The organism is Agrococcus sp. ARC_14, from assembly GCF_022436485.1.
Classification (GTDB): Bacteria; Actinomycetota; Actinomycetes; order Actinomycetales; family Microbacteriaceae; genus Agrococcus.
The window spans coordinates 444669-467248 of record NZ_JAKUDO010000001.1; the positions used below are offsets into that span (position 1 = coordinate 444669).

The window sequence follows — 22580 nt, forward strand, 5'->3', positions numbered from 1 at the left end:
CGGAACCGGTTGACGACGGCAGACTCGGAGCATGAGCCACCGGATCGCCGTCGTCGGAGCCGGCGTGATCGGGCTGTCGATCGCGCACGAGCTCGCCGCCGCAGGCAGCGACGTCACCGTGCTGACCGACGCCGAGCCGCTCGAGACCACCTCCGCGGTCGCCGGCGCCGTCTGGTTCCCCTACGCCGCCGAGCACTCGCCAGCGGTCGACGCCATGCTCGGGGCCTCGCTGCGCCGCTTCCGTGCCGTGGCCGACGATCCCGACGCGGGCGTCGACATCCGCTCGGGCATCATCATCGAGCGCACACCCACGCCCGATCGCGCATGGACGGCGTGGGCAGAGGCCTCGCCGGCCGACCCGAGCGAGCTGCCGGCCGGTGCGACCGGCATGCGCACGAGGGTGCCGCTCGCGACCATGTCGCAGTACCTGCCGTGGCTGCAGGCGCAGTGCGAGGCGCTCGGCGCGCGCATCGAGCGGCGGGTCGTCGACGACGTGGATGCCCTGGCACGAGACTTCGACACGGCCGTCGTGGCCGCGGGGGCGCGCGGTGGCGAGCTGCTGGGCGACGACGACACGGTGGTGCCGATCCGCGGGCAGGTGGTGCGGGTGGCGAACCCGGGCTTCTGGGAGTTCCGCATCGACGACGATGCGCCGGGCGGCCTCGCCTACGTGCTGCCGCGCCGCGACTGCCTCGTGCTGGGTGGCACGCACGAGGCGGGCCAGACCTCGCTCGAGCCCGACCCCGAGATCGAGGCGGCGATCATCGAGCGCTGCACGGCGCTCGTGCCGGCGATCGCCGGCCAGCCGATCCTCTCGCGCGCCGTGGGGCTGCGTCCGGGCCGTGAGCGGCTGCGCATCGAGGAGGTGCCGGGCCGCGCCCTGCGGGTCATCGCCGCCTACGGGCACGGCGGGTCGGGCATGACGCTGTCCTGGGGCACCGCCGAGCGCGTCACCTCGCTGGTCTCTCCCCGCTGACATGCCCGACACCGTCACCAGCCCCGCCGAGCTGGCCCAGCGCATCCGCCGCCTCGCCGAGCAGCGCGAGGTGGTCATCGTCGGCATCGCGGGCTACGGCGGCTCCGGCAAGTCGACGCTCGCGAGAGCCCTGCAGGCGCTGCTGCCCGACGCCGCGCGGGTGCGGGGCGACGACTTCCTCGACCCGCTCGGCAGCCGCGACCGCAGCGACGACTGGCTCGCCCTGCACCGCGACGAGCTCGCCGCGGTGCTTGAGGCGCTGCGTGCGGGGCGCCCGGCGGACTTCCTGCCGGTCGACTGGGCCACGGGCGGCCGGCAGCCAGCACGCGTCGCCTCGGTGGCCGCAGTCCAGCTCGTCGACGCCGTGGGGCTGCTGCACCCCGAGCTGCTGCCGCTGCTCGACCTCACGGTGTGGGTCGACGTGCCGCTCGAGACGGCGACGGTGCGGGGGATGCGTCGCGACCGCGAGGCGGGCGACGACCATGACGCGCTGTGGCGCGAGGTGTGGGCGCCGAACGAGCGAGCCTTCGACGCGCGGCACGCGCCGAGAGAGCGTGCGGACCTGCGCTACGCGCCGCCGGTGCCCGACTCGCCGTAGGCGCCGGCGGAGGGCTGCTCGCCGTACGGCCCCTGCCGTGGGTGCTGCCCGTACGGCTGCGGCTGCGCGTACGGACCCGACAGCGGCGGCTGCTGCGCGGTCTGCGACGACTGCTGCCCGTAGGGCCCCGACTGCGGCTGGTAGGCCGGCTGCCCATATGACTGCTGCCCATACGCGGGCTGCCCGTAGCCGAGCTGCGCTGCGTACTGCGCCCGGTATGCGGGGTCGTAGCGGATGCCCTCCGGCCGGCTGGGCAGGAAGCACATGATGAGCGGCACGATGCCGAAGCCCACGAGGCTGAGCAGCGCGAAGGCGCCGTGGAAGTTCGCGTCCTGCAGGCGACGCCACATGATGGCGTAGGTGGGCAGCAGGAGCGGCAGCGAGAGCAGCGTCACCAGCAGCGAGAGCAGCGTCACGCCGCCCAGGCCTGCAGTGGCAGCGGTGATGATCGCCAGCTCGTCCTGCGATGCCGCAGCGCCGAGCATGGCTGCGGCCATGCCGAACAGCGCGACGAACATCAGCACCATCGGGATGAGCAGGATGACCGTGCAGAACAGCTGCGCCCACCAGAACTCGCTGCGGCTCGCCCGCCCCTGGAAGACCACGTAGCCCTGGAAGAACCGCTTGACGGCAGTGCCGAACGACGTACCGGGCTGCGGCTGGCCGACGGGGACGGCGTTCGGGAGGCTCATGCTCTCATTGTCCCCCACGGCGAGCGGGTTCGAGTGCCGATCCGATGGGCACCTCTGCCCTGCCGCCAGTGCGTGACCCCACGACTTCCTACACTCATGATTGCGAAGCGCCGGCTTGCTGCGTCCTCTGCGTTGCTCGGCCGGGTGTCTGCTCGCGAGTGCTTGGAGGTACGGAAGTGACGCACAACGATGCGAAGCGCGCGCCGACGGACGATCAAGAGGCGCGGGAGAAGATCGCCGCCCTCTTGCGACGCCCGTGGTACGTCGTGGCGATCAGCGGCACGGTCGTGCTGGTGTCGATCGTGCTGCTGGTCCTGATGGGCAAGTTCGTCGCCGGACTGGTCATCGCGCTCGTGCCCGCCGCGTTGATCTTCGCGGTGTGCCTCGGGCAGGCGATCAGCTTCTCGCCGGCCGCAGTTGCCAGGCTGAAGAGTGCTGCGGAGCAGACCGGCGGCCGATTCACGCTGTGGAAGGCGGGCCCCGGCCCGTACACGGGCGTGCCCTTTGAACATGGCATCGGACACGATCGCTTCGGAGTCCTCGACTATGTCGAGCAGGGTCTTCCCGTCGAGGTCGGCCATCTGCTGACGACGGTGGACACCCACGGGAAGGGGCTGATGCCGAACGCGAAGCGAACCGCATTCGCCGCCATCCAGCTCCCCGAACGCATGGCGCACATGGTGCTCGACTTCGGGCGTCTCTCCCGGTTCCTCGGCGTGCGCATGGCGCCCGAGGCGTGGCATCGATCGCAACTCGTCGACGTGGGCGGTGGACGCCGGTTCCGACTCTTCGTCGCAGACGGCGAAGAGCAGCTCGCGCGCGCGTTCTTCACCCCCGAACTGGTGCATCTGCTGCAGCAGATCGGGCGTCGCTACGACGTCGAGATCAAGGATCGCTACCTCTATCTGTTCTCGACCAGATCATTGGGGTCCGGCTCCGATCGGCGTTGGCAGCAGCAGCGCACGCTCATCGAGGGTCTTGCGCGGTCTGTGGCAGATTCCCCGGTCTGGGATCTCCTGCGTCGCCGGAGCAAGCGGCGCAGTCCCGCCCGTGATGCATTGCGCAGGGACGACAAGCGCGTCGTCATCATCATCGTGTCCGTAGCCGTCGGCGCCTTCGTCGTGCTCTCGGCCATTGCCATCTACCTGTGGGATCAAGGGCTGCTGAAGGTGTAGCCCACGTGCTGCATCCGCACCGGGAGCCTGCAGGCGCGTCCGCTGGGTCGACTCCACATCGAGCTCGACGCATGAGCATCCGCCACGGCGCGGTCTCGATCGCCGAATCCACCCGGCGGAAGAGCCAGCGCTGGGCGGCTCGGCTCAGCCGCGCCCGGTGAAGCCCGGCTTCCGCTTCTGCTGGAAGGCCGCGAAGCCCTCTCGGAAGTCGGCCGTCTGGCTCAGCTCGACCTGCGCCGCGTTCTCGGCCTCGACCGATCGCCACAGCCCCTGGCGCTCGTCGCGCAGCCCGCGGATGATCTCCTTGGTCGCCAGGAACGCGAGCGTCGGCCCCTGCGCGGCATGCGCCGCAGCTGCCCTCGTCGCCGCGAGCACCTCGTCGTCGGGGAAGGCCTGCGAGAAGAGCCCGGCGGCGACGGCCTCGGCGCCCGACAGCAGCCGACCCGAGTAGACGAGGTCGAAGGTGCGGTGCGCGCCCAGCCGCTCGAAGAAGAGCGCGTGCCCGCCGGAGTCGAGCGTGGCGCCGAGCGCCGCGAAGGGGCTGCCGAGCTTGGCCGATTCGGCGACGTAGACCACGTCGGTCGCGATCAGCAGCCCGAGCCCGATGCCGAGGCAGGCGCCGTGCGCGACGGCGAAGGTGGGCGCGGGGAAGGCCGCCATCTGCTCGAGCAGCGGCTGCAGCGATCCGCGCATGAAGCCGGCCGCGTCGTCGGTGCGCGGGTCGACCTGCGCGATGTCGCGACCGGCGCAGAAGGCCTTCCCCTCCCCGCGCAGCACGAGCGCGCGCACGCCCGCCCGCTCGGCCGCCGTGTACGCATCCGAGATCTCCTGCAGGGCGGATGCGTCGACGGCGTTGCGCTTCTCGGGTGCGTTCAGCACGACCTCGGCGATGTCGTCGGTGATGGTGAGCTCGATCATGGGACTCCTTCGTCTCAACTCGGTCATGCGAGGTCTCGTGACGCGTGCCGGCTGCGCCGGCGCGCTCCTCGACCTTGAGTCTTCCGGACTCACCACGAGGGTGAGTCCTGCAGACTCAAACGTCGTAGTCGACGACGACCGTGTCGGTCTTCGGATGCGACTGGCAGGTGAGCACGTAGCCTCGCTCGATCTCGTCGGGCTCGAGGGCGTAGTTCTCGGTCATGTTCACGCTGCCCGAGACGACCTTGGCGCGGCAGGTGCCGCAGACGCCGCCCGCGCACGCGAAGGGCACGTCGGCGCGCACCCGCAGCGCGGCGTTGAGGATCGACTCCCGCGCCGAGATCGGGCTCTCGACCTGCGACGACTGCCCGTCGAGCGTGAAGTCGAGCGTCCAGGTGTCCTGGCCGGCCTCGACCTGCACGGGGCGGCCTCGATCGCCGCCGGCGTCGACAGGTCTGCCGGTCGTGAACAGCTCGAAGCGCACGTGCGCCGGGTCGACCCCTGCGCCGGTCAGCACCTCGCGGCACAGCTGCACGAGCTCGAACGGCCCGCACAGGAACCACTCGTCCACCGAGTCGGGGCGGATGAGCTCGGCCAGGATGCGCTCGAGGCGCTCCTGGTCGATGCGTCCAGACATGAGCGGCGCGGCGCGCTGCTCGCGAGAGAGCACATGGTGCAGCGCGAGCCGAGCGGGGTAGCGATCCTTGAGGTCGGCGAGCTCCTCGATGAACATCACGTCGAGCGTCGAGCGGTTGGAGAACAGCAGCGAGAACGTCGACGTCTCCGAGCGCGAGAGCACCTCGTGCGCGAGCGCCATCATGGGCGTGATGCCGCTGCCGGCTGCGATGCCGACGACGTGCGCACCGTCGAGCTGCTCGATCGCCGAGATGAACGTGCCCTGCGGGCTCATCACATCGATGCGGTCGCCCGCCTGCAGCTCGCTGTTGGCCCAGCTCGAGAAGCGGCCGCCGAGGTCGCGCTTGATGGCGACCGAGATCGAGCCCGCGCTCGGCGGGCGGCAGATGGAATAGGAGCGGCGCATCTCGTGGCCGTCGATGGTGGCGCGCAGCGCCAGGTGCTGGCCGGCGACGTAGTCGAAGGCGTCCTGCAGCGCGTCGGGCACGGCGAAGGTGACCTCGACCGACTCGGCGGTGAGCGGCCGCACCTGCGATACCGCGAGCGCGTGGAACTGCCCGCGCCTGCGCGCCGAGCCGATGCCCAGCCCGGTCGAGCCGAGGTTGACGGCCGCCATCAGCGTGCTCCCATCTCAGTGCACCTTGAAGTGGTCGAAGGGCTCGAGGCACGCGAGGCACTCGAAATGGCTCTTGCAGGCCGTCGAGCCGAAGCGCGACACCTCGCGGGTGCGCAAGGACCCGCACCGCGGGCACTTGACGCCGATCATCACCGGGATGGGGCCGGAGCGCTCGCCGGCGCGGTGCGTGGGCGGGGCGATGCCGTAGGCCTCGAGCTTGGCCTTGCCGGCCTCGCTCATCCAGTCGGTCGTCCATGCGGGGCTGAGCGTGAAGTCGACGGTGACGTCGCGGAAGCCGGCGGCCGTGAGTGTGAGCAGCACGTCGTCGCGCATCTGGTCGATCGCCGGGCAGCCGGAGTAGGTGGGGGTGAGCGTGACGCGCACGGCATCGCCATCGAGCTCGACGGCGCGCAGCACGCCGAGATCCTCGATCGTCAGCACGGGCACCTCGGGGTCGGGGACGGTGGCGGCGAGGCGCCAGGCCTCCTGCTCCCGCGTCTCTCGGTCGTCGAGCAGCCGGGTCACCACGACGCCCCCGGGTGCCGGCGCGCCAGCACCTGCATCTCGGCCAGCAGCGGGCCCAGGTGCGTGGAGTGGTTGCCGAAGCGGCCGCCACCGGAGGACGCCCCGATCTTCTTGTCGACGAAGTCGGCAGGGGTGATCTCCGCCTCCGCGAGCACCGCATCCCACACCTCGTCGAAGCCGGCGCGCAGACTCGAGGGCCGCGGCACGATGCCCTCGAGGCGCTCGTGCAGCTCGTCGTCGCGGAACAGCTCGTCGATGTAGACCCAGGTGTCGGTGAGCGCGACGAGCAGGCGCTCGCGCGACTCGTCGGTGCCGCCGGCGAGGCGCAGGGTCCACTGCACGGCGTGGTCGCGGTGGTAGGCCACCTCCTTGACCGACTTGGCCGCGATGGCCGCCAGTGATGCATCCGTCGACGTCGACAGCGCGGTGTGGAGCTCCTGCATCCAGATCGCCGCGATGAGGCCGCGCACGATCGTGTGCGCGAAGTCGCCGTTCGGCTGCTGGAAGAGCCACGCGCAGCGGAACTCGTGCTCGTCGCGCCAGTAGGCGAGGTCGTCCTCGGAGCGGTCGGATGCGGTGCCCGCGTAGTGCAGGAGGCTGCGGGCGTGCCCGAGCAGGTCGAGGGCGATGTTGCCCAGCGCCATGTCCTCCTCGAGCTCGGGGGCGCGCGAGATCCACCAGCCGAGCCGCTGGGAGAGGATCAGCGCGTCGTCGCCGAGCCGGAGCGCGTACTCGGCCACGTCGTCGGTGGCCCTCGCCGAGGGCACGCCCGAGAGCTCTGCGGCGAGGTCGAGCTCGTCGACGGTGACGTCGCCGTGCGCCTCGGCCGCCTCGGCCTCGTAGGCGGCGTTGACGGCGGCGGCGTCGCGACCGGTCGCCGGGGGCTGGGGAGCGTTCACAGGTGCGGCACCTCCGCGCTCTTCTCGTAGTACTTCGCGTGCCGGTAGTTCTTGCCGGCGGGGCTCTCGAAGAACGCACCCTTCTGGTCGGGGTCGCTCGTGGTGATCGCGCTCGAGCGCACCACCCACACCGAGACACCCTCGTTGCGACGCGTGTAGAGGTCGCGCGCGTTGCGCAGCGCCATGTCGTCGTCGGGCGCGTGCAGGGAGCCGACGTGCACGTGGCTCAGCCCGCGGTTCGCGCGCACGAACACCTCATACAGCGGCCAGCCCTCGCCGGCGATGTCGCCTGGTGATGCCATGGGGTCTCCTTCGTCGAGTCTCGATACGGCCGCTCCGCGGTCTCCTCGACCAACGGGTGCTGGGGTCACGCAGCCTGACGCTGCGCAGCCGCCTGCTTCTGGGCGTAGGCCGCAGCGGCCTCGCGCACCCACGCGCCGTCCTCGTGGGCGTCGCGACGGTGCTGGATGCGCTGCGCGTTGGAGGGGCCGCGACCGGCGAGCACCTCGTTGAACTCGGTCCAGTCGATCTCGGACATGTCCCAGCTCTTCGTCGTCTCGTTCCAGCGCAGGTTCGGGTCGGGCAGCGTGAGACCGAGCACCTCGACCTGCGGCACGAGCATGCCGACGAAGCGCTGCCGCAGCTCGTCGTTCGAGAAGCGCTTGATCTTCCAGGCCATCGACTGCGCCGAGTTCGGCGACTCGTCGTCGGGCGGGCCGAACATCATCAAGGAGGGCCAGTACCAGCGGTCGACGGCCTCCTGCGCCATCCTGTGCTGCGCATCCGTCCCCTGGCTCAGCTCGAGCAGGATCTCGAAGCCCTGCCGCTGGTGGAACGACTCCTCCTTGCAGATGCGCACCATCGCCCGGCCGTAGGGGCCGTAGGAGGCGCGGCACAGCGGCACCTGGTTGCAGATCGCGGCGCCGTCGACGAGCCAGCCGATCGCGCCCATGTCTGCCCAGGTGGGCGTCGGGTAGTTGAAGATGGAGGAGTAGCGGGCGCGCGACTCGATCAGCTGCTCGGTCATCTCGTCACGGCTGATGCCGAGCGTCTGCGCCGCAGAGTAGAGGTAGAGCCCGTGGCCGGCCTCGTCCTGCACCTTGGCCATCAGGATGGCCTTGCGCTTGAGGCTCGGTGCGCGCGAGATCCAGTTGCCCTCTGGCTGCATGCCGATGATCTCGGAGTGCGCGTGCTGCGAGATCTGCCGGATGAGCGTCTTGCGGTAGGCCTCGGGCATCCAGTCGCGCGGCTCGATGCGCTGATCGGCCTCGATGATGGCATCGAAGTGCGCCTGTGCTTCGGCCTCGTCTGCGACCGACATGGCGGATGCGTCGGGTGCGGTGAGCGTCATCGTCGACTCCTCCTGCGGTTCTGCTCGGAATTAGTGACCGAACGTTCAGTAAGTATAGACTGGCGCGACGCGGGCCTGCAACGGGCCGCGATCCGGGACGCAGACGCAATGGAGCGCGCATGGCACTCGAGACGAGCAGAGACACCACCTGGCTGGCCACGATCATGGCCGAGACCGATCGCGCGAAAGAGGCGTTTGGCATCGAGATCGCCGAGCTCGAGCGCGGCCGGGCGGTGCTGACGATGACGGTCACCGACGCGATGGTGAACGGCTTCGGCATCACCCACGGCGGGCTGGTGTTCACGCTCGCCGACACCGCCTTCGCCTACGCCTGCAACGAGGACGACCACGTGACGGTCGCCTCGGGCGCCGACATCACCTTCGCGAAGGCCACGCACGCCGGCCAGACCCTCACCGCCACGGCCGAGCGGCGCTGGCGCTCTGGCCGCAACGGCATCTACGACGTCGCGATCGTCGACGAGACCGGCGAGACGGTCGCCGAGTTCCGCGGCCGCTCGTTCACGACGAACCGCACAGCCCCGACCGGACCGGGAGGACCCGCATGACCATCGCATCCGACGACCTTCGCGACGCCGGCGAGCGCCTCTCGCTCGACGAGCTGCGCGCGCTGCAGCTGACGCGCCTGCAGCAGACCGTGCGCCACGCCTACGCGAACGTGCCGACCTACACGGCGAAGCTCGATGCGGCCGGCGTGCATCCCGACGACATCCGCTCGCTCGACGACCTCGCGAGGCTGCCGTTCACCACGAAGGAGGATCTGCGCCAGTCGTATCCCTTCGGCATGTTCGCGGTGCCGATGGATGAGGTCGTGCGCATCCACGCCTCCTCCGGGACCACGGGCCGGCCGACCGTCGTCGGCTACACGCAGGGCGACCTCGACAACTGGGCAGAGGTGGTGGCGCGATCGCTGCGCGCCGCGGGTGTGCGCCCCGGCATGAAGGTGCACAACGCCTACGGCTACGGGCTGTTCACGGGCGGCCTCGGCGCCCACTCGGGCATCGAGCGACTGGGTGCGACCGTGATCCCCGTCTCGGGTGGGCAGACCGCCCGGCAGGTGCAGCTCATCCGCGACTTCGAGCCCGACGCGATCATGTGCACGCCGTCCTATCTGCTGACGATCGCGGATGCGTTCGAGGCCGCGGGGCTCGACCCGCGCGAGTTGTCGCTGAAGGTCGCGATCTGCGGCGCCGAGCCGTGGACGAACGAGATGCGGCTCGAGCTCGAGCGTCGGATGGGGCTGGATGCGGTCGACATCTACGGGCTGTCGGAGGTCATGGGGCCGGGCGTCGGCAGCGAGTCGGTCGTCACGAAGGACGGCCCGCACATCTGGGAGGACCACTTCCTGCCGGAGGTGATCGACAGCGAGACCGGCGAGGTGCTGCCCGACGGCGAGATGGGCGAGCTGGTCTTCACGTCGCTGACGAAGACCGCCTTCCCGGTGCTGCGCTACCGCACGCGGGATCTCACCCGGCTGCTGCCCGGCACCGCGCATCCCACGATGCGGCGCATCGAGAAGATCACCGGGCGCAACGACGACATGATCATCCTGCGCGGCGTGAACCTCTTCCCGACGCAGATCGAGGAGATCGCGCTCGAGATCGAGCACCTCACGCCGCACTTCGTGCTCGAGCTCGTCAAGCGGGGGCGGATGGACGGGCTGGTCGTGAAGATCGAGTGCACGCCGGGCGTGAAGCCGGTCGTGTCGACGGCGGCCGCCGAGATCCTGAAGCTGCGCGTGAAGGAGCGGATCGGCACGTCGGTCGACGTGGAGATCGTGCCGGCCGGTTCGCTGCCGCGCAGCGAGGGCAAGTACAAGCGTGTCTACGATTTGCGCGCGGAGGGCTCACGACCGTGAGCCCGGAGCGCGCAAGGTCGAGGAGCGCGCCGGCGAAGCCGGCACGCGTCGCGAGACCCTGGCGCTGCCTGCGGTCTCGTGACGGCGGCGACCCTGCGGGTCGCGGCCTCCTCGACCTGCGGGTGCACTGAGATGATGCTCTGATGACCACCACCGAGCCCGTCGCTTCGGCCGCCCGCCGCGGCCGCCCCGGCTACGACCGCGATTCCATGCTCGAGGTGGTCGTCGAGGCGTTCAACGAGCGCGGCTACGACGCCACCTCGCTCGGCGTCCTGGCCGAGCGGCTGGGGCTGTCGAAGTCTGCGATCTACCACCACTTCGCCTCCAAGGAACAGATGCTCGAGGTCGCGCTCGCGCAGGCGCTCGACGCTCTCGAAGCCGTGTTCGACGCGCCCGAGGCGACGTCCGGACCGGTCGTCGACCGCATCCGCTTCGTGATCCGCGGCGCCGTGCTCGTGCTCTGCGAGCGCAAGCCCTACGTGACGCTGCTGCTGCGGCTGCGCGGCAACACACCGATCGAGCTCGAGGCGATGCGGCGGCGGCGCGCGATCGACCGCAAGCTGCGCGGGCTCTTCGAGGCGTCGCGCGACGAGGGCACGCTGCGACCCGACATGGAGCCGCGCATCGCCGAGCGGCTGACCTTCGGCATGGTCAACTCGATCGTCGAGTGGTACCGGCCGGATGGGCCCATCTCGCCCGAGCAGCTGGCCGATTCGGTGCTGCAGCTCGTGCGCACCGGCCTGCGCGAGCCGTCCTCGCTGTAGTCCGCGAGCCCGCAGGCTCGGCGCCAGATCTCCGGTACCTCCGCGTCGCTCGGAAGGCGAACCGGCAACACATCGGTGCCGGTTTCGGGGCGGTCGGCGTCAAGCCTTAGCGGATAGCGCGCATCGCCCCGCGACGGCATGCCGTGTCTGCACGATTGTTATTCAATCGTGATCTTTGATAGCGTCGGCGGCTTGAACCGCGAAGGACGGCCGTCGAGTCCGCCCCAAGAGTCCTTCGCGTCATCGAAACGATTCGAACCGGTCGGGCGGTCGGATGCGCGCAGTGCGTGCCCGAGACGGGGCTGCGGAGTTCAGAGTGATCAAGAAGCAGACCAACAACGGCGCACGCCGATCGAAGCGATACGTCGGCGGCCTCATGGCCGTCGGCATCGCGACCGTCGCAGGAGCCGTGCTCGTGCCCACCGCGGCGAACGCGGCCGACGGATCCACCTGGGACGCCCTCGCGCAGTGCGAGTCGGGCGGCAACTGGTCGATCAACACCGGCAACGGCTACTACGGCGGCCTGCAGTTCTCGCAGTCGACGTGGGAGGCCTACGGCGGCAGCGGCAACCCGGCCGACGCCTCGCGCGCCGAGCAGATCCGCGTCGCGGAGAACACGCTTGCCGGGCAGGGCTGGGGCGCATGGCCCTCGTGCTCGGCGCAGATCGGCGCGAGCGGTTCGGCCGAGCCGAGCAGCACGCCGGTCGACTCGGGTTCGCAGCAGGCGGCGCCGGCCGAGGCCGCGCCCGCTGAGCAGGCGGCTCCGGCCGAGCAGGCAGCACCCGCGCAGCAGGCCGCGGCCGCACCGGCGGCGCCGAGCTACGAGCTGCCCGACGTCGAGCCCTCCGACGAGTCCGTCACGGTCGAGTCGGGCGACACGCTCTTCGAGATCGCCGAGGCCGAGGGCGTCGAGAGCGGCTGGCTCGGCATCTTCGCCGTCAACCAGGACACCCTCTCGAACCCCGACCTGATCATGGCCGGCCAGGAGCTCATCCTCCCCGCGGAGTAGTCCGCTCCACAGACCGGTACCGAATGGTCGCCACAGAAGCTCATGGCGGCCATTCGGTACCGGTTTGTCGTGCCCACGCGCCGCTTTGGTCGCGCGGGCAGCTCCTAGCCGACGCCGAACGCGCGGCGCCGGGTGTCGACGTCATCGATGACGTCCAGCGCTGCTCGCGCGAGATCCCCGCGGGCCATGCGCATGCTCCGCACGTTCGCCGCCTCGCGCATCCGGTACGAGCCGAGTCCGGGGCCGTCGGTGAGCGCGGGCGGCCGGAGCACGGTCCAGTCGCGGTCGCTGCGGGCCAGCGTCTGCTCCATCTCGCCGAGGTCGGCGTAGACGTTGCGGTACACGACTCGAACGAGCGGCAGCACGCTCGCGCGGAACCACCACGGTTCGCCGGACGCCCCGCGCAGCACTGGCTGCGCGCTCAGGGCCACCACGCGCATCACGCCGGTGTCGGCCATCGTCCGGAGGATGCTGCGCGTCGCGGGCGCGCAGATCGCGGCGGTCCGGTCGCGGCCGGTCGGGCCGAGCGCCGACACCACGGCGTCTGCCCCGGAGATGGAAGGCTCGAGCGTCGTCGGGTCGTTGAGGTCGCCGACCTCGACACGAAGGTTCGCGCGCGCGGGATCGAATCGGACCGGCTGGCGAACGACGGCGGTCACGTCGTGACCGCGGTCGAGCGCCTGGCGCACGATGAGGCGACCGGTTCTTCCGGATGCGCCGAAGATCGTGATCCTCACCGAGTGCCGCCTGCCGGCGCAACGAGCGGCGCCTCGGGGGCGATCCGGCGCAGGCCCACCAGCTCGACCGTCGCGAAGACGGCCACGAGCGCCGCGCCGAAGAGGAGGAAGCCCACTCCTGCCGCGGTGAGGGGGATCCATCCGCTCACGGTCAACAGCGCAAGCCCGATCGCGCTGAGGCCGTTGACCGTCGCGATGACGGCGGCCGCGCGTCGCGTGATCACCGGGTAGCCGGCGGTGAGCAGCACGCATGCTCCTCCGCCGATCATCGCGACGCCGAACGGGATCGACCAGCTCGTCGGAAAGCCGAGCGGGGCGGCCAGGGCGCCCGAGGTGGCGAGCAGCACGACGCCGAACACCGCGGTGCTCCATCCGTCGATGCGCAGAGACCTGCGGAGGCGATGCTGCGAGTGAGGCGGGCTCGATGCTGCGGAGTGATGGTCCATGGGACTGGTCGATGTGGTCATGAGTCCACCCTCGACGCCGGAGGTTAGCGAATCAATAACCTCACAGGTCATGGTCTCGACGTGCCGTCCGGCTAGCGTGGGACGATGCCGAATCGAGCAGCACGTGCAGGGGCGGATGCGTCTACCGTCGGCGAGCTCCTGCGTGCGGCGCGCTCCCGTCGCCGCCTGAGCCAGCTCGACCTCGCGAGCACTGCCGACGTCTCGACCCGGCATCTGTCCTATCTCGAGACCGGCCGCGCGCAGCCGAGTCGCGAGATGCTCGCGCGGCTCGCCGAGGTGCTCGAGCTGACGCTGCGTGAGCGGAATCGGATGCTGATCGCCGCCGGCTACGCGCCGGCCTACCGCGAGACGCCGTTGTCCGAGCCGAGCATGTCTGCCATTCGGGAGGCCGTGGACGTCATGCTCACGGCCCACGAGCCGTTTCCCGCCGTCGCGATCGACCGTTCGTGGAACATCGTCGCCGCCAACCGGGGCATGCGGGTGCTGATGTCGGACAGCCCGCCTGCGCTGAGCTCGCCCGTGCCGAACGTGTTCCGTCTCGTGCTCCACCCCGACGGGCTGCTCCCATCGCTGACGAACGCCGACCAGGTGCGAGCTGCCATGCTCGACCAGCTTCGACGCCAGCTCGAGGCCACCGACGACGAGGAGCTGCGGCGCATCTACGAAGAGGTCGAGGCATACCCTGCGCCGGCACGGGGCATGCAGGAATCCGAGCATCTGCCCGAGAGCCCGATCCAGGTGCCGCTCCGGATCCGCACGCCGCACGGAGATCTGACCCTGTTCAGCACGATGACGACCTTCGGAACTCCCGCCGACGTGACCGTCGCCGAGCTCGCGCTCGAGTTCTTCTACCCGCTCGACGCATCCAGCGACCGGATCCTTCGGGGGCTCGCCGACGCTGCACCTGCGGGCGACGACATCGTGCCCGACCCTGCGGACGCGCGGACTACGAGCAGGAAGTAGTGCTTTGAGCACGACCCCCGAAGCGCCCGCGCACTGCTCGGTCGCGTAGGCACGTGCGCTGTCGTTCTGCTCCGTGCTTCGCCGCGCCTGAGAAGCCGGGTCAGGCCGCCTGCGTCTTCGCGACGTAGGTCAGCAGGTCGTACTGCGCGACCGTCTCGTCGCGCTGGTTCGTGAGCACCGCATCCCACCGCACCTCGCCGTACTCGTCGGTCTCGCGCGGCGTGATCTGCTTGGCCGTGAGCGTGACCCGCAGGCTGTCGCCGGGGGAGACCGGCGTCATGAAGCGCAGGTTGTCGAGGCCGGTGTTCGCCAGCACGGGGCCCGGCGCCGGCTCGACGAACAGCCCCGCCGCGAACGACAGCAGCAGGTAGCCGTGCGCGACGCGCCCCGGGAAGAACGGGTTCGCCTCGGCCGCCGCCTGATCCATGTGGGCATAGAAGGTGTCGCCGGTGAACTCGGCGAAGTGCTCGATGTCGTCGAGGGTGATCTCGCGCCGCTCCGAGACCACCCGATCACCGATCTGCAGCTCGGCCAAGGACTTCCGGAACGGATGCGGGGGCTCGGTCGACGCCGGAGCCCCGGTGTGCCACACCCCGGTGACCGCCGTCAGCATCGCGGGCGATCCCTGCACGGCCGTGCGCTGCATGTGGTGCAGCACCGAGCGGATGCCGCCCAGCTCCTCGCCGCCCCCGGCGCGACCGGGGCCGCCGTGCACGAGCATCGGCAGCGGCGAGCCGTGACCGGTGGAGGCGCGCGCGTCGTCGCGGTCGAGCAGCAGGATGCGGCCGTTGTGCGGCGCGATGCGGCGCGTGAGCTCTGCCACGAAGGCCGCGTCGTGCGAGGCGACCGAGGTGACGAGGGATCCGCCGCCACGAGCGACGAGCTCGGCGGCCTGCTCGGGCGAGCCGTACTCGACCAGCGACGAGACCGGGCCGAACGCCTCGATCGTGTGCAGCGCATCCGCCTCTGGATCCTTGAACGCCAGCAGCGTCGGCGCCAGGAAGGCACCGTCCTCTGCCAGCCCCATCGAGCCGTCGGCCAGCCGCACCTCGCCGGCGTCGCCGCCGACCACGATCTGCCCGCCGCCCTCGCGCAGCTTCATGACCTGCTGCAGCACCTCGTCGCGCTGCTCGGTGGAGGCGAGCGGCCCCATCGTGACGCCCTCGCCCCGCGGGTCGCCGACGACCACCTTCGCGGCGATGCGCTCGCGCACGGCCGTTGCCACCGCATCCGTCATGCCCGTCGGCACGATCGCGCGCCGGATCGCGGTGCACTTCTGGCCGGCCTTCGAGGTCATCTCGGTGACGAGGCCGCGCACGAAGGCGTCGAACTCGGGGGTGCCTTCGGTCGCGTCGGGGCCGAGCACGGAAGCGTTGATCGAGTCGGTCTCGGCGGTGAAGCGCACGCCGCGGGCCTGCACCGCGTCGTGGCGGCGCAGCGAGTCGGCGGTGGAGGCGCTGCCGGTGAAGCCGACCGTGTCGCCGAGCCGCAGGTGGTCCATCAGGTCGCGGGCGGAGCCGTTGACGATCTGGATCGCGCCAGCGGGCAGCAGGCCGGACTCGGCGAGGATGCGCACCATGTGCTCGGCGACGAAGCCGGTGGGTGTCGCGGGCTTGATGAGCGTGGGCATGCCGGCGAGGAACGCCGGCGCGAGCTTCTCGAGCGAGCCCCAGACCGGGAAGTTGAAGGCGTTGATCTGCACCGCGACGCCCGGCAGGGTCGTGCAGATGTGGCGGGCGAGGAAGGAGCCGTCCTTTGACAGGACTTCGACCGCGCCGTCGAGGTAGATCGTCGACTGGGGCATCTCGCGCCGGCCCTTCGACGAGTAGGTGAAGAGCACGCCGATGCCGCCGTCGATGTCGACCCAGGCGTCGTTCGCGGTGGCGCCGGCCTGGAAGCTGAGGCCGTAGAGCTCCTGCTTGCGCTCGGTGAGCGCGAGCGCGAACTGCTTCAGCAGGATCGCGCGCTCGTGGAAGGTGAGGGGCGCCAGGCTGTGCTGGCCGACGATGCGGGCGTGGTCGAGCGCGGCGGCGGTGTCGAGACCGGTGGCGCTGACGCGCACGACCTCATCACCCGTGGATGCGTCGCGTACGACGGTCGCGTCGGTCGCGTCGGTGGGCTCCCACCAGGAGTCCTGGATGTAGCTGGGCAGCAGTCGGGTCATCGTCGGCTCCTCGTCTCGGCGGACCCCGATGCACAACGCAAGCCGGATCGGCTCGAACCGGGGCGGAACTCGCCGATCGCCCCGCGGGGGCGCGACACGGCGGATGCGGGCTTGCGTTGTGCGGGGCGGGGGTGGGTCACGGTGCAGTCCAGTCGTAGAAGCCGCGGCCGGCCTTCTTGCCGAGGCGGCCCTCGGCGACCATGTCGCGCAGCAGCTGCGGGGGTGCGAAGCGCTCGCCCAGATCGCGGTGCAGCTGCTCGGCGATGCCGAGCCGCACGTCGAGCCCCACGATGTCGGTGGTGCGCAGCGGCCCGGCCGGGTGCTTGTAGCCGAGCTCCATGGCCGCGTCGATGTCGCCGGGGCTCGCCACGCCCTCCTCGACCATGCGGATCGCCTCCAGGCCCAGCGCGACACCGAGTCGTGAGCTCGCGAAGCCCGGCGCATCGTGCACGGTCACGGGCGTCTTGCCGAGCGCCTCCACCCAGGCACGCGCGTCGTTCGCGAGCGCCGGGGCGGAGGCGTCGCCCAGCACGATCTCCACCAGCGCGGATGCGGGCACCGGGTTGAAGAAGTGCAGCCCTAGGAAGCGCTCGGGGCGGGTCAGCCTCGCCGCCAGCCGATCGATGGAGATGGAGGAGGTGTTGCTCGCCAGCGCCGCGCGGTCGGCCAGGACCGCCTCGACGCGCGCCAGCGCATCCGCCTTCAGCCCCTCATCCTCGGGCACGGCCTCGATCACGAGGCCGCTGTCGGTGAAGGCGTCGACGTCGAGGGCGACCGTGATGCGGCCCTCGAGCTCGACCAGCGGCTCGGACCAGCCGCGCTCGACGCTCGCGCGCAGGCTCTCGGTCACGCGGCCGCGGGCGGCGTCGGCCGCGGCGGCGTCGCGCTCGACGATGATCACCTGGCTGCCGGCCAGCACGAAGGCGTGCGCGATGCCGGCACCCATGCGGCCGCCGCCCAACACCCCGACGCGCTCGGGCGCGCCTGCGCCGACCACGGCATCCGTGTCGTCGATCTGCTGCTCGGTCATCGCCGCGCCTTCCCCTCGGTGGCGGCCCCGGTCGATCGGCTGCGCCGCTCGAGGAACGCCGTCATGCGGCGCTGCTTCTCGTCGCTCTCGAACAGCACGGCCTGCTCCTGCAGCTCGATGGCGGGATGCGCGCTCGCGGGGGCGAGCAGCGTGCGCTTCGTCGCCTGCGTAGCGGCGGGGTCGAGCTTCGCGATGCGCTCGGCGATCTCGGTGGCGCGGGCGAGCGCGGCCTCGGGTTCGAGCACAGCGCTCACGAGGCCCGCGGTGAGCGCCTCGCCGGCGCTGAGCAGCCGGCCGGTCAGGAGCATCTCGCTCGCGACCGCGTCGCCGACGATCTGCGGCAGCCGCCAGGTGGCGCCGGCGGCGGCGATGATGCCGAGGCCCGTCTCGGGGTTGCCGATCTGCAGCGTCGGCGTGCCGATGCGGATGTCGGCGGCGTAGGCGAGCTCTGCGCCGCCGCCGAGCGCGTAGCCCTCGAGCACGGCGATCACCGGCATCGGCAGGGCGCGGATGCGCTGGAAGCAGCGGGTGTTGATGCCCGCGAGCGCGTCGGGGGCGCGGCGCTCGCGCAGCTGCGCGATGTCGGCGCCGGCCGCGAAGTCGCCGCCGCTGCCGGCGAGCACGAGCGTGCGCCGCTCGACCTCGAGCCGGGCGCAGAGCGCGTGCAGCGCGTCGACGAGCTCCTGGTCGATGGCGTTGCGCTTCTCGGGTCGGTCGAGGGTGGCGAGCAGGTGGCTGCCGCGATCCTCGATGCGGAGGCTGGTGCTCATGCGGCGCCCTCGGCCGACTGTCCCGGCAAGGCCGGCCACTCAACCGGTGCAGATCGGCGACGACGCGATAATCCCGTCGCGTGCGCTCTACACCGGTTGACGGACCGGGCCGTCGTGGCGGTGCGCATGGTCACACCCGCTCCAGGATGATCGCGGTGCCCTGGCCGACGCCGACGCACATGGTGGCGAGGCCTCGGTCGGCGCCCTCGCGCTCCATCCGGCCGAGCAGCGTCACGACCAGCCGCGAGCCCGACGAGCCCAACGGGTGGCCGAGCGCGATCGCACCGCCGTCGGCGTTCACGATGCTGTCGTCGAGCCCCAGCCGCCGGATCGTGCCGATCGACTGCGTCGCGAAGGCCTCGTTCAGCTCGACGGCGCCCAGGTCGCCGATCGACAGCCCCGTGCGGGCGAGCAGCTTCTCGGTCGCGGGCACGGGCCCGAGCCCCATGATCTCTGGCGCGATGCCCGCGCTCGCGCCGCCCACCACGCGAGCGCGCGCGGCAAGGCCCAGCCGCTCGACCGCTGCATCAGAGGCGACGACGATCGCCGACGCACCGTCGTTGAGGCTGGACGCGTTGCCTGCGGTGACCACGGAGCCACCGGTGACGACGGGCCTCAGGCGCGCCAGCGCATCCTTCGTCGTCTCCCGTCGCGGCCCCTCGTCGACCGTCACGTCGCCGGCCTTCGTCGGCACCGCCACGATCTCGTCGGCGAAGCGGCCGGCGTCGATCGCGGCGATGGCGCGCTCGTGGGAGCAGAGCGCGAAGGCGTCGGCCTGCTCGCGCGTGATGCCGTCGACGCGAGCGACCTCCTCGGCCGTCTCGGGCATCGAGAAGGTGGCCTTGTCGCGGGCCGCGAGCCGCGGGTTCGTGAAGCGCCAGCCGATCGAGGTGTCGAAGGCCTCGCCGGGCTTGGCCCACGGGCGCTCGGGCTTGGCCTGCACCCAGGGCGCGCGCGTCATCGACTCGACGCCGCCGGCGATCACGATGTCGGCGTCGCCGGCGCGGATCATCTGCGAGGCCATGATGATCGCCGACATGCCGGAGGAGCACAGGCGGTTGACGGTCATGCCCGGGATCTCATCGGGCAGCCCCGCCAGCAGCGTGGCCATGCGGGCGACGTTGCGGTTGTCCTCACCGGCCTGGTTGGCGCCGCCGAGGATCACCTCGTCGATCGTCGCCGGGTCGAGGCCGGCGCGACGCACCGCCTCGCCGACCACGAGCGCAGCCAGGTCGTCGGGGCGGATGCTCGCGAGCGCGCCGCCGTAGCGGCCGACGGGAGTGCGCACACCTCCGACGAGAAGGGCCTCGGGCATGGGACTCCTGACTCCATCGTCGTGATCACCGAGCGGGCGATGCGCACCGCTCCACGAATTAGTGACCGATCGTTCAGGAATACAGTATGCCCCGCCGGATGCGCTCGCAAGCGCGGGCCCACGGTCTGCGTCAGCGCGCGCGGCGGCGGTTGCCCGCGAAGGAGGCGGTGCCGACGATGAGGCCGCCGATGGCGACCACCGTGATGGTGGCGATGCCGAGCGCCACGAGCGCGGCCTCGGCGGCGGTGAAGAGCAGTGAGAACATCTCCATGATGCGGTTCCTTTCGTCTGCTTCGACGGTAGGAAGAAGGAGTGCCGTGCCGCGTCCCTCCTGGGTCTCGGCGGCCTCATCCTCCGGGATGATGTCTGGCGATGGCATGCTGGCTGCATGCCGATCGAGCCCGACACCAAGGACTGGACCTGGGTCCTCCACGAGCGCTGCGCCGAGTGCGGGTTCGACCCGCTGGCGGTCGACCGCGACGACCTCGGCCGACGCATCCGCCATGCCGCCGCCGCGATGCACCAGCGGCTCCACGGCGATGCGGTGAGCGAGCGCCCCGACGACGCGACCTGGTCGCCGCTGGAGTACGCGGCGCACGTGCGCGACGTCTGCGGCGTCATGCAGACGCGCCTCGAGCAGCTGCTGGGAGCGCCCGACCCCGAGTTCGCCAACTGGGATCAGGATCAGGCGGCGATCGACGGCGACTACGCGAGCCTCGAGCCCGAGCACGTGGCCGCCGAGCTCGACCTGGCTGCCGCGTCGCTCGCAGGCGCGGCGGATGGGGTGCCGTCAGACGCGTGGGAGCGGCCCGGCAGGCGCTCCAACGGCTCGGTCTTCACCGTCGAGACGCTGCTCGTCTACGCGCTGCACGACCTCGAGCACCACGCGGTCGACGTGACTCGGGCCTGATCCGGCGTCCGCCGGTCAGTGGACGGTATAGCCGCCGTCGGCGACGAGCGTGTGACCGGTGATGAGGGAGGCGGCGTCGCTGAGCAAGAAGGCGACCGCATCGGCGACCTCGTCAGCCGTGCCGAATCGGCCCAGCGGTATGCGGGCGAGCAGGCGCTCGGCGACCACCGGTTCGGAGAGCGTCGATGCGGTCAGCTCCGTCGGCACGAAGGTCGGTGCCACGGCGTTCACGCGAATGCCGTGCTGCCCCCATTCGAAGGCGAGCTGGCGCGTGAGCTGAGCGATCGCCGCCTTGCTGGAACCATATGCGGCGCGATCCTCGATCGCGACGATCCCCGCCTGCGATCCGATCGTCACCACCGCGCCTGGCGCGCCACGCGAGACCCAGTGGCGCGCGAGCGCCTGCGTGACGAAGAAGGTGCCCTTCACGTTGACGTCGTGCACCGCATCCCAGTCGTCCTCTCGCAGCTGCAGCGCGGGGACAGGCACGTTGACGCCGGCGTTGTTGACGAGCAGATCGATGCCGCCCGCAGCGTCGGTCGCGTGCTGGATCGCTGGCTCGATCGACGCGATCTCCGTGAGGTCGAGCACACAGGGGCGGGTGCCGTAGCGGTCGCCGATGCGCTGCGCCTCCTCTGTTGAGCGGCTGGTGCCGAGCACCGTCGCGCCACCGGCTGCGAGCCGATCGGCGATCGCTGCGCCAAGGCCCCTGCCGGCGCCTGTGACCAACGCAACACGCCCCTGGAAGCGACCCGAAGCATCCGTCTGCATGATGCGTGCCTCTCGCTCTGGCAGCAGCCGACCCGAGGGCCGGCCGCCGCAGCCACTCACCGCTGGAACGTGTGCTCGGTCCAGGGCAGCTCGGCACCGCCGTACTTCGCAGCGCGGATGTCGCCTGAACGGGCGTGACCCTCGAAGCGTTCGACGCGTGCCGCGCGACCGCACAGCTCGCCCAGGAACGCGCTCGACTCCTCGTTGACGACCTCCTGGTACGTGACGGTGCGCAGATACTTGCCGACCCACAAGCCACCCGTGTAGCGAGCGGCGCCGCGGGTGGGGAGCACGTGGTTGGTGCCGATGACCTTGTCGCCGTATGAGACGCAGGTGCCCTCGCCGAGGAAGAGCGCGCCGTAGTCGTGCATCTTCTCGAGCGCCTCGCGCGGCTGCTGCGTGAGGATCTGGACGTGCTCGGATGCGTAGCGGTCGGCGAGCGCGTAGGCGTCGTCGAGCGTCGTCACGACATGCACGGCGCCCCAGTCGCGCCACGCGGCCTCGGCGAAGTCGCGCGTCGACATGCCCGGCAGGAGCGCATCGATGTGCTCGATGACCGTGCGGCCGAGGTCCTCGCTGGTCGTGATGAGGATCGCGGGCGAGTCGGGCCCGTGCTCGGCCTGCGAGAGCAGATCGACCGCGACGACGAACGGGTCGGCGTGCTCATCGGCGACGATGAGCACTTCGGTGGGGCCCGCGAACAGGTCGATGCCGACCTCGCCGAAGAGCTGCCGCTTCGCCTCGGCCACGAAGGCGTTGCCGGGGCCGGCCAGCATGTTCACGGGAGCGATGGTCTCGGTGCCGACGGCCATGGCGGCGACAGCCTGGATGCCGCCGAGCAGGTAGATCTCGTCTGCACCTGCCAAACGCATGGCGGCGACGGTCGCGTCGGGCACCTCGCCCTTGATCAGCGGCGTGCAGGCCGCGACGCGCTCGACGCCGGCGACCTTGGCGGTGACGATCGTCATGTGGGCGCTGGCGAGCAACGGGTACTTGCCGCCGGGGACGTAGGCGCCTGCGGCCTGGATCGGCACGTGCTTCTGCCCTAGCAGCACCCCTGGCAGGGTCTCGATCTCGAAGTCGCTCAGCGACTCGAGCTGCTTCTGCGCCATGTGGCGCACCTGCTCCTGCACGAAGCGGATGTCCTCGAGCACCTGCTCGGGAACTCGCGCGACGATCTCGTCGAGCTGCTCCTCCGAGAGCAGGAAGGAGTCGGGCGCGTAGTCGTCGAACTTCTTCGAGTACTCGCGCACGGCTTCGTCGCCCCGCTCGCGGATGTCGGAGATGACGCCCTCCACGATCTGACGGACGTCGGCGGTGCTGCCGCGCTCTGCGGCGTCGCCCGAGGGCAGCTTGAGGTCGATCGTCGAGATCGGCTGGTCGGTCACGATGGTCATGATGGTTCTCCTTCGCGGTTG

The 22580-nt window shown here is 71.0% G+C and carries 25 protein-coding genes; 9 read left to right on the forward strand and 16 right to left on the reverse strand.

Going from position 1 to position 22580, the window contains the following annotated elements:
- Positions 1 to 31 precede the first annotated feature (31 nt).
- Positions 32 to 976 (forward strand): FAD-dependent oxidoreductase, encoded by a 945-nt coding sequence (locus MKD51_RS02235; protein ID WP_240237633.1) that lies wholly within the window; start codon positions 32 to 34, stop codon positions 974 to 976.
- Between the two features lies 1 nt (position 977).
- The gene (locus tag MKD51_RS02240) at positions 978 to 1574 is read left to right on the forward strand and encodes a phosphoglycerate transporter (protein ID WP_240237635.1); all 597 of its coding nucleotides are present in this window, start codon (positions 978 to 980) and stop codon (positions 1572 to 1574) included.
- Here MKD51_RS02240 and MKD51_RS02245 read toward each other — a convergent pair.
- Entirely contained in the window at positions 1544 to 2266 is a 723-nt protein-coding gene (locus MKD51_RS02245; RefSeq protein WP_240237637.1) for a DUF805 domain-containing protein, read from the reverse strand. The genes MKD51_RS02240 and MKD51_RS02245 overlap by 31 nt on opposite strands.
- 176 nt (positions 2267 to 2442) lie before the next feature.
- Between MKD51_RS02245 and MKD51_RS02250 the strand changes: the two genes are divergently transcribed.
- A complete protein-coding gene (locus MKD51_RS02250; RefSeq protein WP_240237639.1) occupies positions 2443 to 3441 on the forward strand; it encodes a hypothetical protein in 999 nt (332 codons plus the stop codon).
- Between the two features lie 144 nt (positions 3442 to 3585).
- Here the strand turns inward: MKD51_RS02250 and MKD51_RS02255 are convergent, their stop codons facing one another.
- From MKD51_RS02255 to paaA, 6 genes are all read right to left on the reverse strand, one after another.
- On the reverse strand, positions 3586 to 4359 hold the full coding sequence (locus MKD51_RS02255) for an enoyl-CoA hydratase/isomerase family protein (protein WP_240237640.1): 774 nt from the start codon (positions 4357 to 4359) through the stop codon (positions 3586 to 3588).
- Between the two features lie 115 nt (positions 4360 to 4474).
- Positions 4475 to 5611 (reverse strand): 1,2-phenylacetyl-CoA epoxidase subunit PaaE, encoded by a 1137-nt coding sequence (paaE, locus tag MKD51_RS02260; protein ID WP_240237642.1) that lies wholly within the window; start codon positions 5609 to 5611, stop codon positions 4475 to 4477.
- Between the two features lie 15 nt (positions 5612 to 5626).
- The gene (paaD, locus tag MKD51_RS02265) at positions 5627 to 6136 is read right to left on the reverse strand and encodes a 1,2-phenylacetyl-CoA epoxidase subunit PaaD (protein WP_240237644.1); all 510 of its coding nucleotides are present in this window, start codon (positions 6134 to 6136) and stop codon (positions 5627 to 5629) included.
- Positions 6133 to 7035, reverse strand: a complete 903-nt coding sequence (gene paaC / locus MKD51_RS02270; protein ID WP_240237646.1) for a 1,2-phenylacetyl-CoA epoxidase subunit PaaC — start codon at positions 7033 to 7035, stop codon at positions 6133 to 6135. The genes paaD and paaC overlap by 4 nt, the downstream gene beginning before the upstream one ends.
- Positions 7032 to 7337: a 1,2-phenylacetyl-CoA epoxidase subunit PaaB gene (paaB, locus tag MKD51_RS02275; RefSeq protein ID WP_240237648.1), complete on the reverse strand. Its 306-nt coding sequence runs from the start codon at positions 7335 to 7337 to the stop codon at positions 7032 to 7034. Before paaB ends, paaC begins: the two co-directional genes overlap by 4 nt.
- Before the next feature lie 65 nt (positions 7338 to 7402).
- The gene (gene paaA, locus MKD51_RS02280) at positions 7403 to 8386 is read right to left on the reverse strand and encodes a 1,2-phenylacetyl-CoA epoxidase subunit PaaA (protein WP_240237650.1); all 984 of its coding nucleotides are present in this window, start codon (positions 8384 to 8386) and stop codon (positions 7403 to 7405) included.
- 119 nt (positions 8387 to 8505) lie between these two features.
- On the opposite strand from paaA, the gene paaI reads away from it, so the two are divergent.
- The 4 genes from paaI (at position 8506) to MKD51_RS16170 (ending at position 12035) form a co-directional block, all read left to right on the forward strand.
- Entirely contained in the window at positions 8506 to 8952 is a 447-nt protein-coding gene (gene paaI / locus MKD51_RS02285) for a hydroxyphenylacetyl-CoA thioesterase PaaI (RefSeq protein ID WP_240237651.1), read from the forward strand.
- Positions 8949 to 10262 carry a phenylacetate--CoA ligase PaaK gene (gene paaK, locus MKD51_RS02290; RefSeq protein WP_240237653.1) on the forward strand — a complete coding sequence of 438 codons (1314 nt, stop codon included), beginning with the start codon at positions 8949 to 8951 and terminating at the stop codon, positions 10260 to 10262. The genes paaI and paaK overlap by 4 nt, the downstream gene beginning before the upstream one ends.
- A 143-nt stretch (positions 10263 to 10405) precedes the next feature.
- Entirely contained in the window at positions 10406 to 11026 is a 621-nt protein-coding gene (locus MKD51_RS02295; RefSeq protein WP_240237655.1) for a TetR/AcrR family transcriptional regulator, read from the forward strand.
- A 316-nt stretch (positions 11027 to 11342) separates the two neighbouring features.
- Positions 11343 to 12035 carry a transglycosylase family protein gene (locus MKD51_RS16170; RefSeq protein WP_346986684.1) on the forward strand — a complete coding sequence of 231 codons (693 nt, stop codon included), beginning with the start codon at positions 11343 to 11345 and terminating at the stop codon, positions 12033 to 12035.
- Positions 12036 to 12139: 104 nt separating this feature from the next.
- Here MKD51_RS16170 and MKD51_RS02310 read toward each other — a convergent pair whose 3' ends face one another.
- Positions 12140 to 12772 (reverse strand): NAD(P)H-binding protein, encoded by a 633-nt coding sequence (locus MKD51_RS02310; protein WP_240237657.1) that lies wholly within the window; start codon positions 12770 to 12772, stop codon positions 12140 to 12142.
- Entirely contained in the window at positions 12769 to 13131 is a 363-nt protein-coding gene (locus MKD51_RS16280) for a hypothetical protein (protein WP_240237659.1), read from the reverse strand. Before MKD51_RS16280 ends, MKD51_RS02310 begins: the two co-directional genes overlap by 4 nt.
- 192 nt (positions 13132 to 13323) lie before the next feature.
- On the opposite strand from MKD51_RS16280, the gene MKD51_RS02320 reads away from it, so the two are divergent.
- Complete coding sequence (locus MKD51_RS02320; protein WP_240237661.1) at positions 13324 to 14202, forward strand: helix-turn-helix transcriptional regulator; 879 nt, start codon at positions 13324 to 13326, stop codon at positions 14200 to 14202.
- Positions 14203 to 14302: 100 nt separating this feature from the next.
- On the opposite strand, the gene paaZ is transcribed toward MKD51_RS02320, so the two are convergent.
- The 5 genes from paaZ to MKD51_RS02345 all read right to left on the reverse strand — a co-directional run bounded on the left by paaZ (position 14303) and on the right by MKD51_RS02345 (position 19860).
- The gene (gene paaZ / locus MKD51_RS02325) at positions 14303 to 16366 is read right to left on the reverse strand and encodes a phenylacetic acid degradation bifunctional protein PaaZ (RefSeq protein ID WP_240237663.1); all 2064 of its coding nucleotides are present in this window, start codon (positions 16364 to 16366) and stop codon (positions 14303 to 14305) included.
- Positions 16367 to 16502: 136 nt separating this feature from the next.
- On the reverse strand, positions 16503 to 17396 hold the full coding sequence (locus MKD51_RS02330) for a 3-hydroxyacyl-CoA dehydrogenase family protein (protein WP_240237673.1): 894 nt from the start codon (positions 17394 to 17396) through the stop codon (positions 16503 to 16505).
- Complete coding sequence (locus MKD51_RS02335) at positions 17393 to 18166, reverse strand: enoyl-CoA hydratase/isomerase family protein (RefSeq protein ID WP_240237675.1); 774 nt, start codon at positions 18164 to 18166, stop codon at positions 17393 to 17395. Before MKD51_RS02335 ends, MKD51_RS02330 begins: the two co-directional genes overlap by 4 nt.
- A gap of 130 nt (positions 18167 to 18296) precedes the next feature.
- On the reverse strand, positions 18297 to 19481 hold the full coding sequence (locus MKD51_RS02340; protein WP_240237677.1) for an acetyl-CoA C-acyltransferase: 1185 nt from the start codon (positions 19479 to 19481) through the stop codon (positions 18297 to 18299).
- Positions 19482 to 19611: 130 nt separating this feature from the next.
- Complete coding sequence (locus MKD51_RS02345) at positions 19612 to 19860, reverse strand: hypothetical protein (protein WP_240237678.1); 249 nt, start codon at positions 19858 to 19860, stop codon at positions 19612 to 19614.
- Between the two features lie 9 nt (positions 19861 to 19869).
- Between MKD51_RS02345 and MKD51_RS02350 the strand changes: the two genes are divergently transcribed.
- Positions 19870 to 20391: a DinB family protein gene (locus MKD51_RS02350; protein WP_240237680.1), complete on the forward strand. Its 522-nt coding sequence runs from the start codon at positions 19870 to 19872 to the stop codon at positions 20389 to 20391.
- A gap of 15 nt (positions 20392 to 20406) precedes the next feature.
- Here MKD51_RS02350 and MKD51_RS02355 read toward each other — a convergent pair whose 3' ends face one another.
- Both MKD51_RS02355 and hisD read right to left on the reverse strand, forming a co-directional pair.
- A complete protein-coding gene (locus MKD51_RS02355) occupies positions 20407 to 21162 on the reverse strand; it encodes a glucose 1-dehydrogenase (RefSeq protein WP_146793842.1) in 756 nt (251 codons plus the stop codon).
- A 56-nt stretch (positions 21163 to 21218) separates the two neighbouring features.
- The gene (gene hisD, locus MKD51_RS02360) at positions 21219 to 22559 is read right to left on the reverse strand and encodes a histidinol dehydrogenase (RefSeq protein WP_240237681.1); all 1341 of its coding nucleotides are present in this window, start codon (positions 22557 to 22559) and stop codon (positions 21219 to 21221) included.
- Positions 22560 to 22580 lie beyond the last annotated feature (21 nt).

What these genes read in the sequence shown, in the direction of transcription:
- MKD51_RS02235 (WP_240237633.1), top strand. Translation starts at nt 32, where the DNA reads ATGAGCCACCGGATCGCCGTCGTCGGAGCCGGCGTGATCGGGCTGTCG.
- MKD51_RS02240 (WP_240237635.1), top strand. Translation starts at nt 978, where the DNA reads ATGCCCGACACCGTCACCAGCCCCGCCGAGCTGGCCCAGCGCATCCGC.
- MKD51_RS02245 (WP_240237637.1), bottom strand. Translation starts at nt 2,266, where the DNA reads ATGAGCCTCCCGAACGCCGTCCCCGTCGGCCAGCCGCAGCCCGGTACG.
- MKD51_RS02255 (WP_240237640.1), bottom strand. Translation starts at nt 4,359, where the DNA reads ATGATCGAGCTCACCATCACCGACGACATCGCCGAGGTCGTGCTGAAC.
- paaE (WP_240237642.1), bottom strand. Translation starts at nt 5,611, where the DNA reads ATGGCGGCCGTCAACCTCGGCTCGACCGGGCTGGGCATCGGCTCGGCG.
- paaB (WP_240237648.1), bottom strand. Translation starts at nt 7,337, where the DNA reads ATGGCATCACCAGGCGACATCGCCGGCGAGGGCTGGCCGCTGTATGAG.
- paaA (WP_240237650.1), bottom strand. Translation starts at nt 8,386, where the DNA reads ATGACGCTCACCGCACCCGACGCATCCGCCATGTCGGTCGCAGACGAG.
- paaI (WP_240237651.1), top strand. Translation starts at nt 8,506, where the DNA reads ATGGCACTCGAGACGAGCAGAGACACCACCTGGCTGGCCACGATCATG.
- paaK (WP_240237653.1), top strand. Translation starts at nt 8,949, where the DNA reads ATGACCATCGCATCCGACGACCTTCGCGACGCCGGCGAGCGCCTCTCG.
- MKD51_RS02295 (WP_240237655.1), top strand. Translation starts at nt 10,406, where the DNA reads ATGACCACCACCGAGCCCGTCGCTTCGGCCGCCCGCCGCGGCCGCCCC.
- MKD51_RS02320 (WP_240237661.1), top strand. Translation starts at nt 13,324, where the DNA reads ATGCCGAATCGAGCAGCACGTGCAGGGGCGGATGCGTCTACCGTCGGC.
- paaZ (WP_240237663.1), bottom strand. Translation starts at nt 16,366, where the DNA reads ATGACCCGACTGCTGCCCAGCTACATCCAGGACTCCTGGTGGGAGCCC.
- MKD51_RS02330 (WP_240237673.1), bottom strand. Translation starts at nt 17,396, where the DNA reads ATGACCGAGCAGCAGATCGACGACACGGATGCCGTGGTCGGCGCAGGC.
- MKD51_RS02335 (WP_240237675.1), bottom strand. Translation starts at nt 18,166, where the DNA reads ATGAGCACCAGCCTCCGCATCGAGGATCGCGGCAGCCACCTGCTCGCC.
- MKD51_RS02340 (WP_240237677.1), bottom strand. Translation starts at nt 19,481, where the DNA reads ATGCCCGAGGCCCTTCTCGTCGGAGGTGTGCGCACTCCCGTCGGCCGC.
- MKD51_RS02345 (WP_240237678.1), bottom strand. Translation starts at nt 19,860, where the DNA reads ATGCCATCGCCAGACATCATCCCGGAGGATGAGGCCGCCGAGACCCAG.
- MKD51_RS02350 (WP_240237680.1), top strand. Translation starts at nt 19,870, where the DNA reads ATGCCGATCGAGCCCGACACCAAGGACTGGACCTGGGTCCTCCACGAG.
- MKD51_RS02355 (WP_146793842.1), bottom strand. Translation starts at nt 21,162, where the DNA reads ATGCAGACGGATGCTTCGGGTCGCTTCCAGGGGCGTGTTGCGTTGGTC.
- hisD (WP_240237681.1), bottom strand. Translation starts at nt 22,559, where the DNA reads ATGACCATCGTGACCGACCAGCCGATCTCGACGATCGACCTCAAGCTG.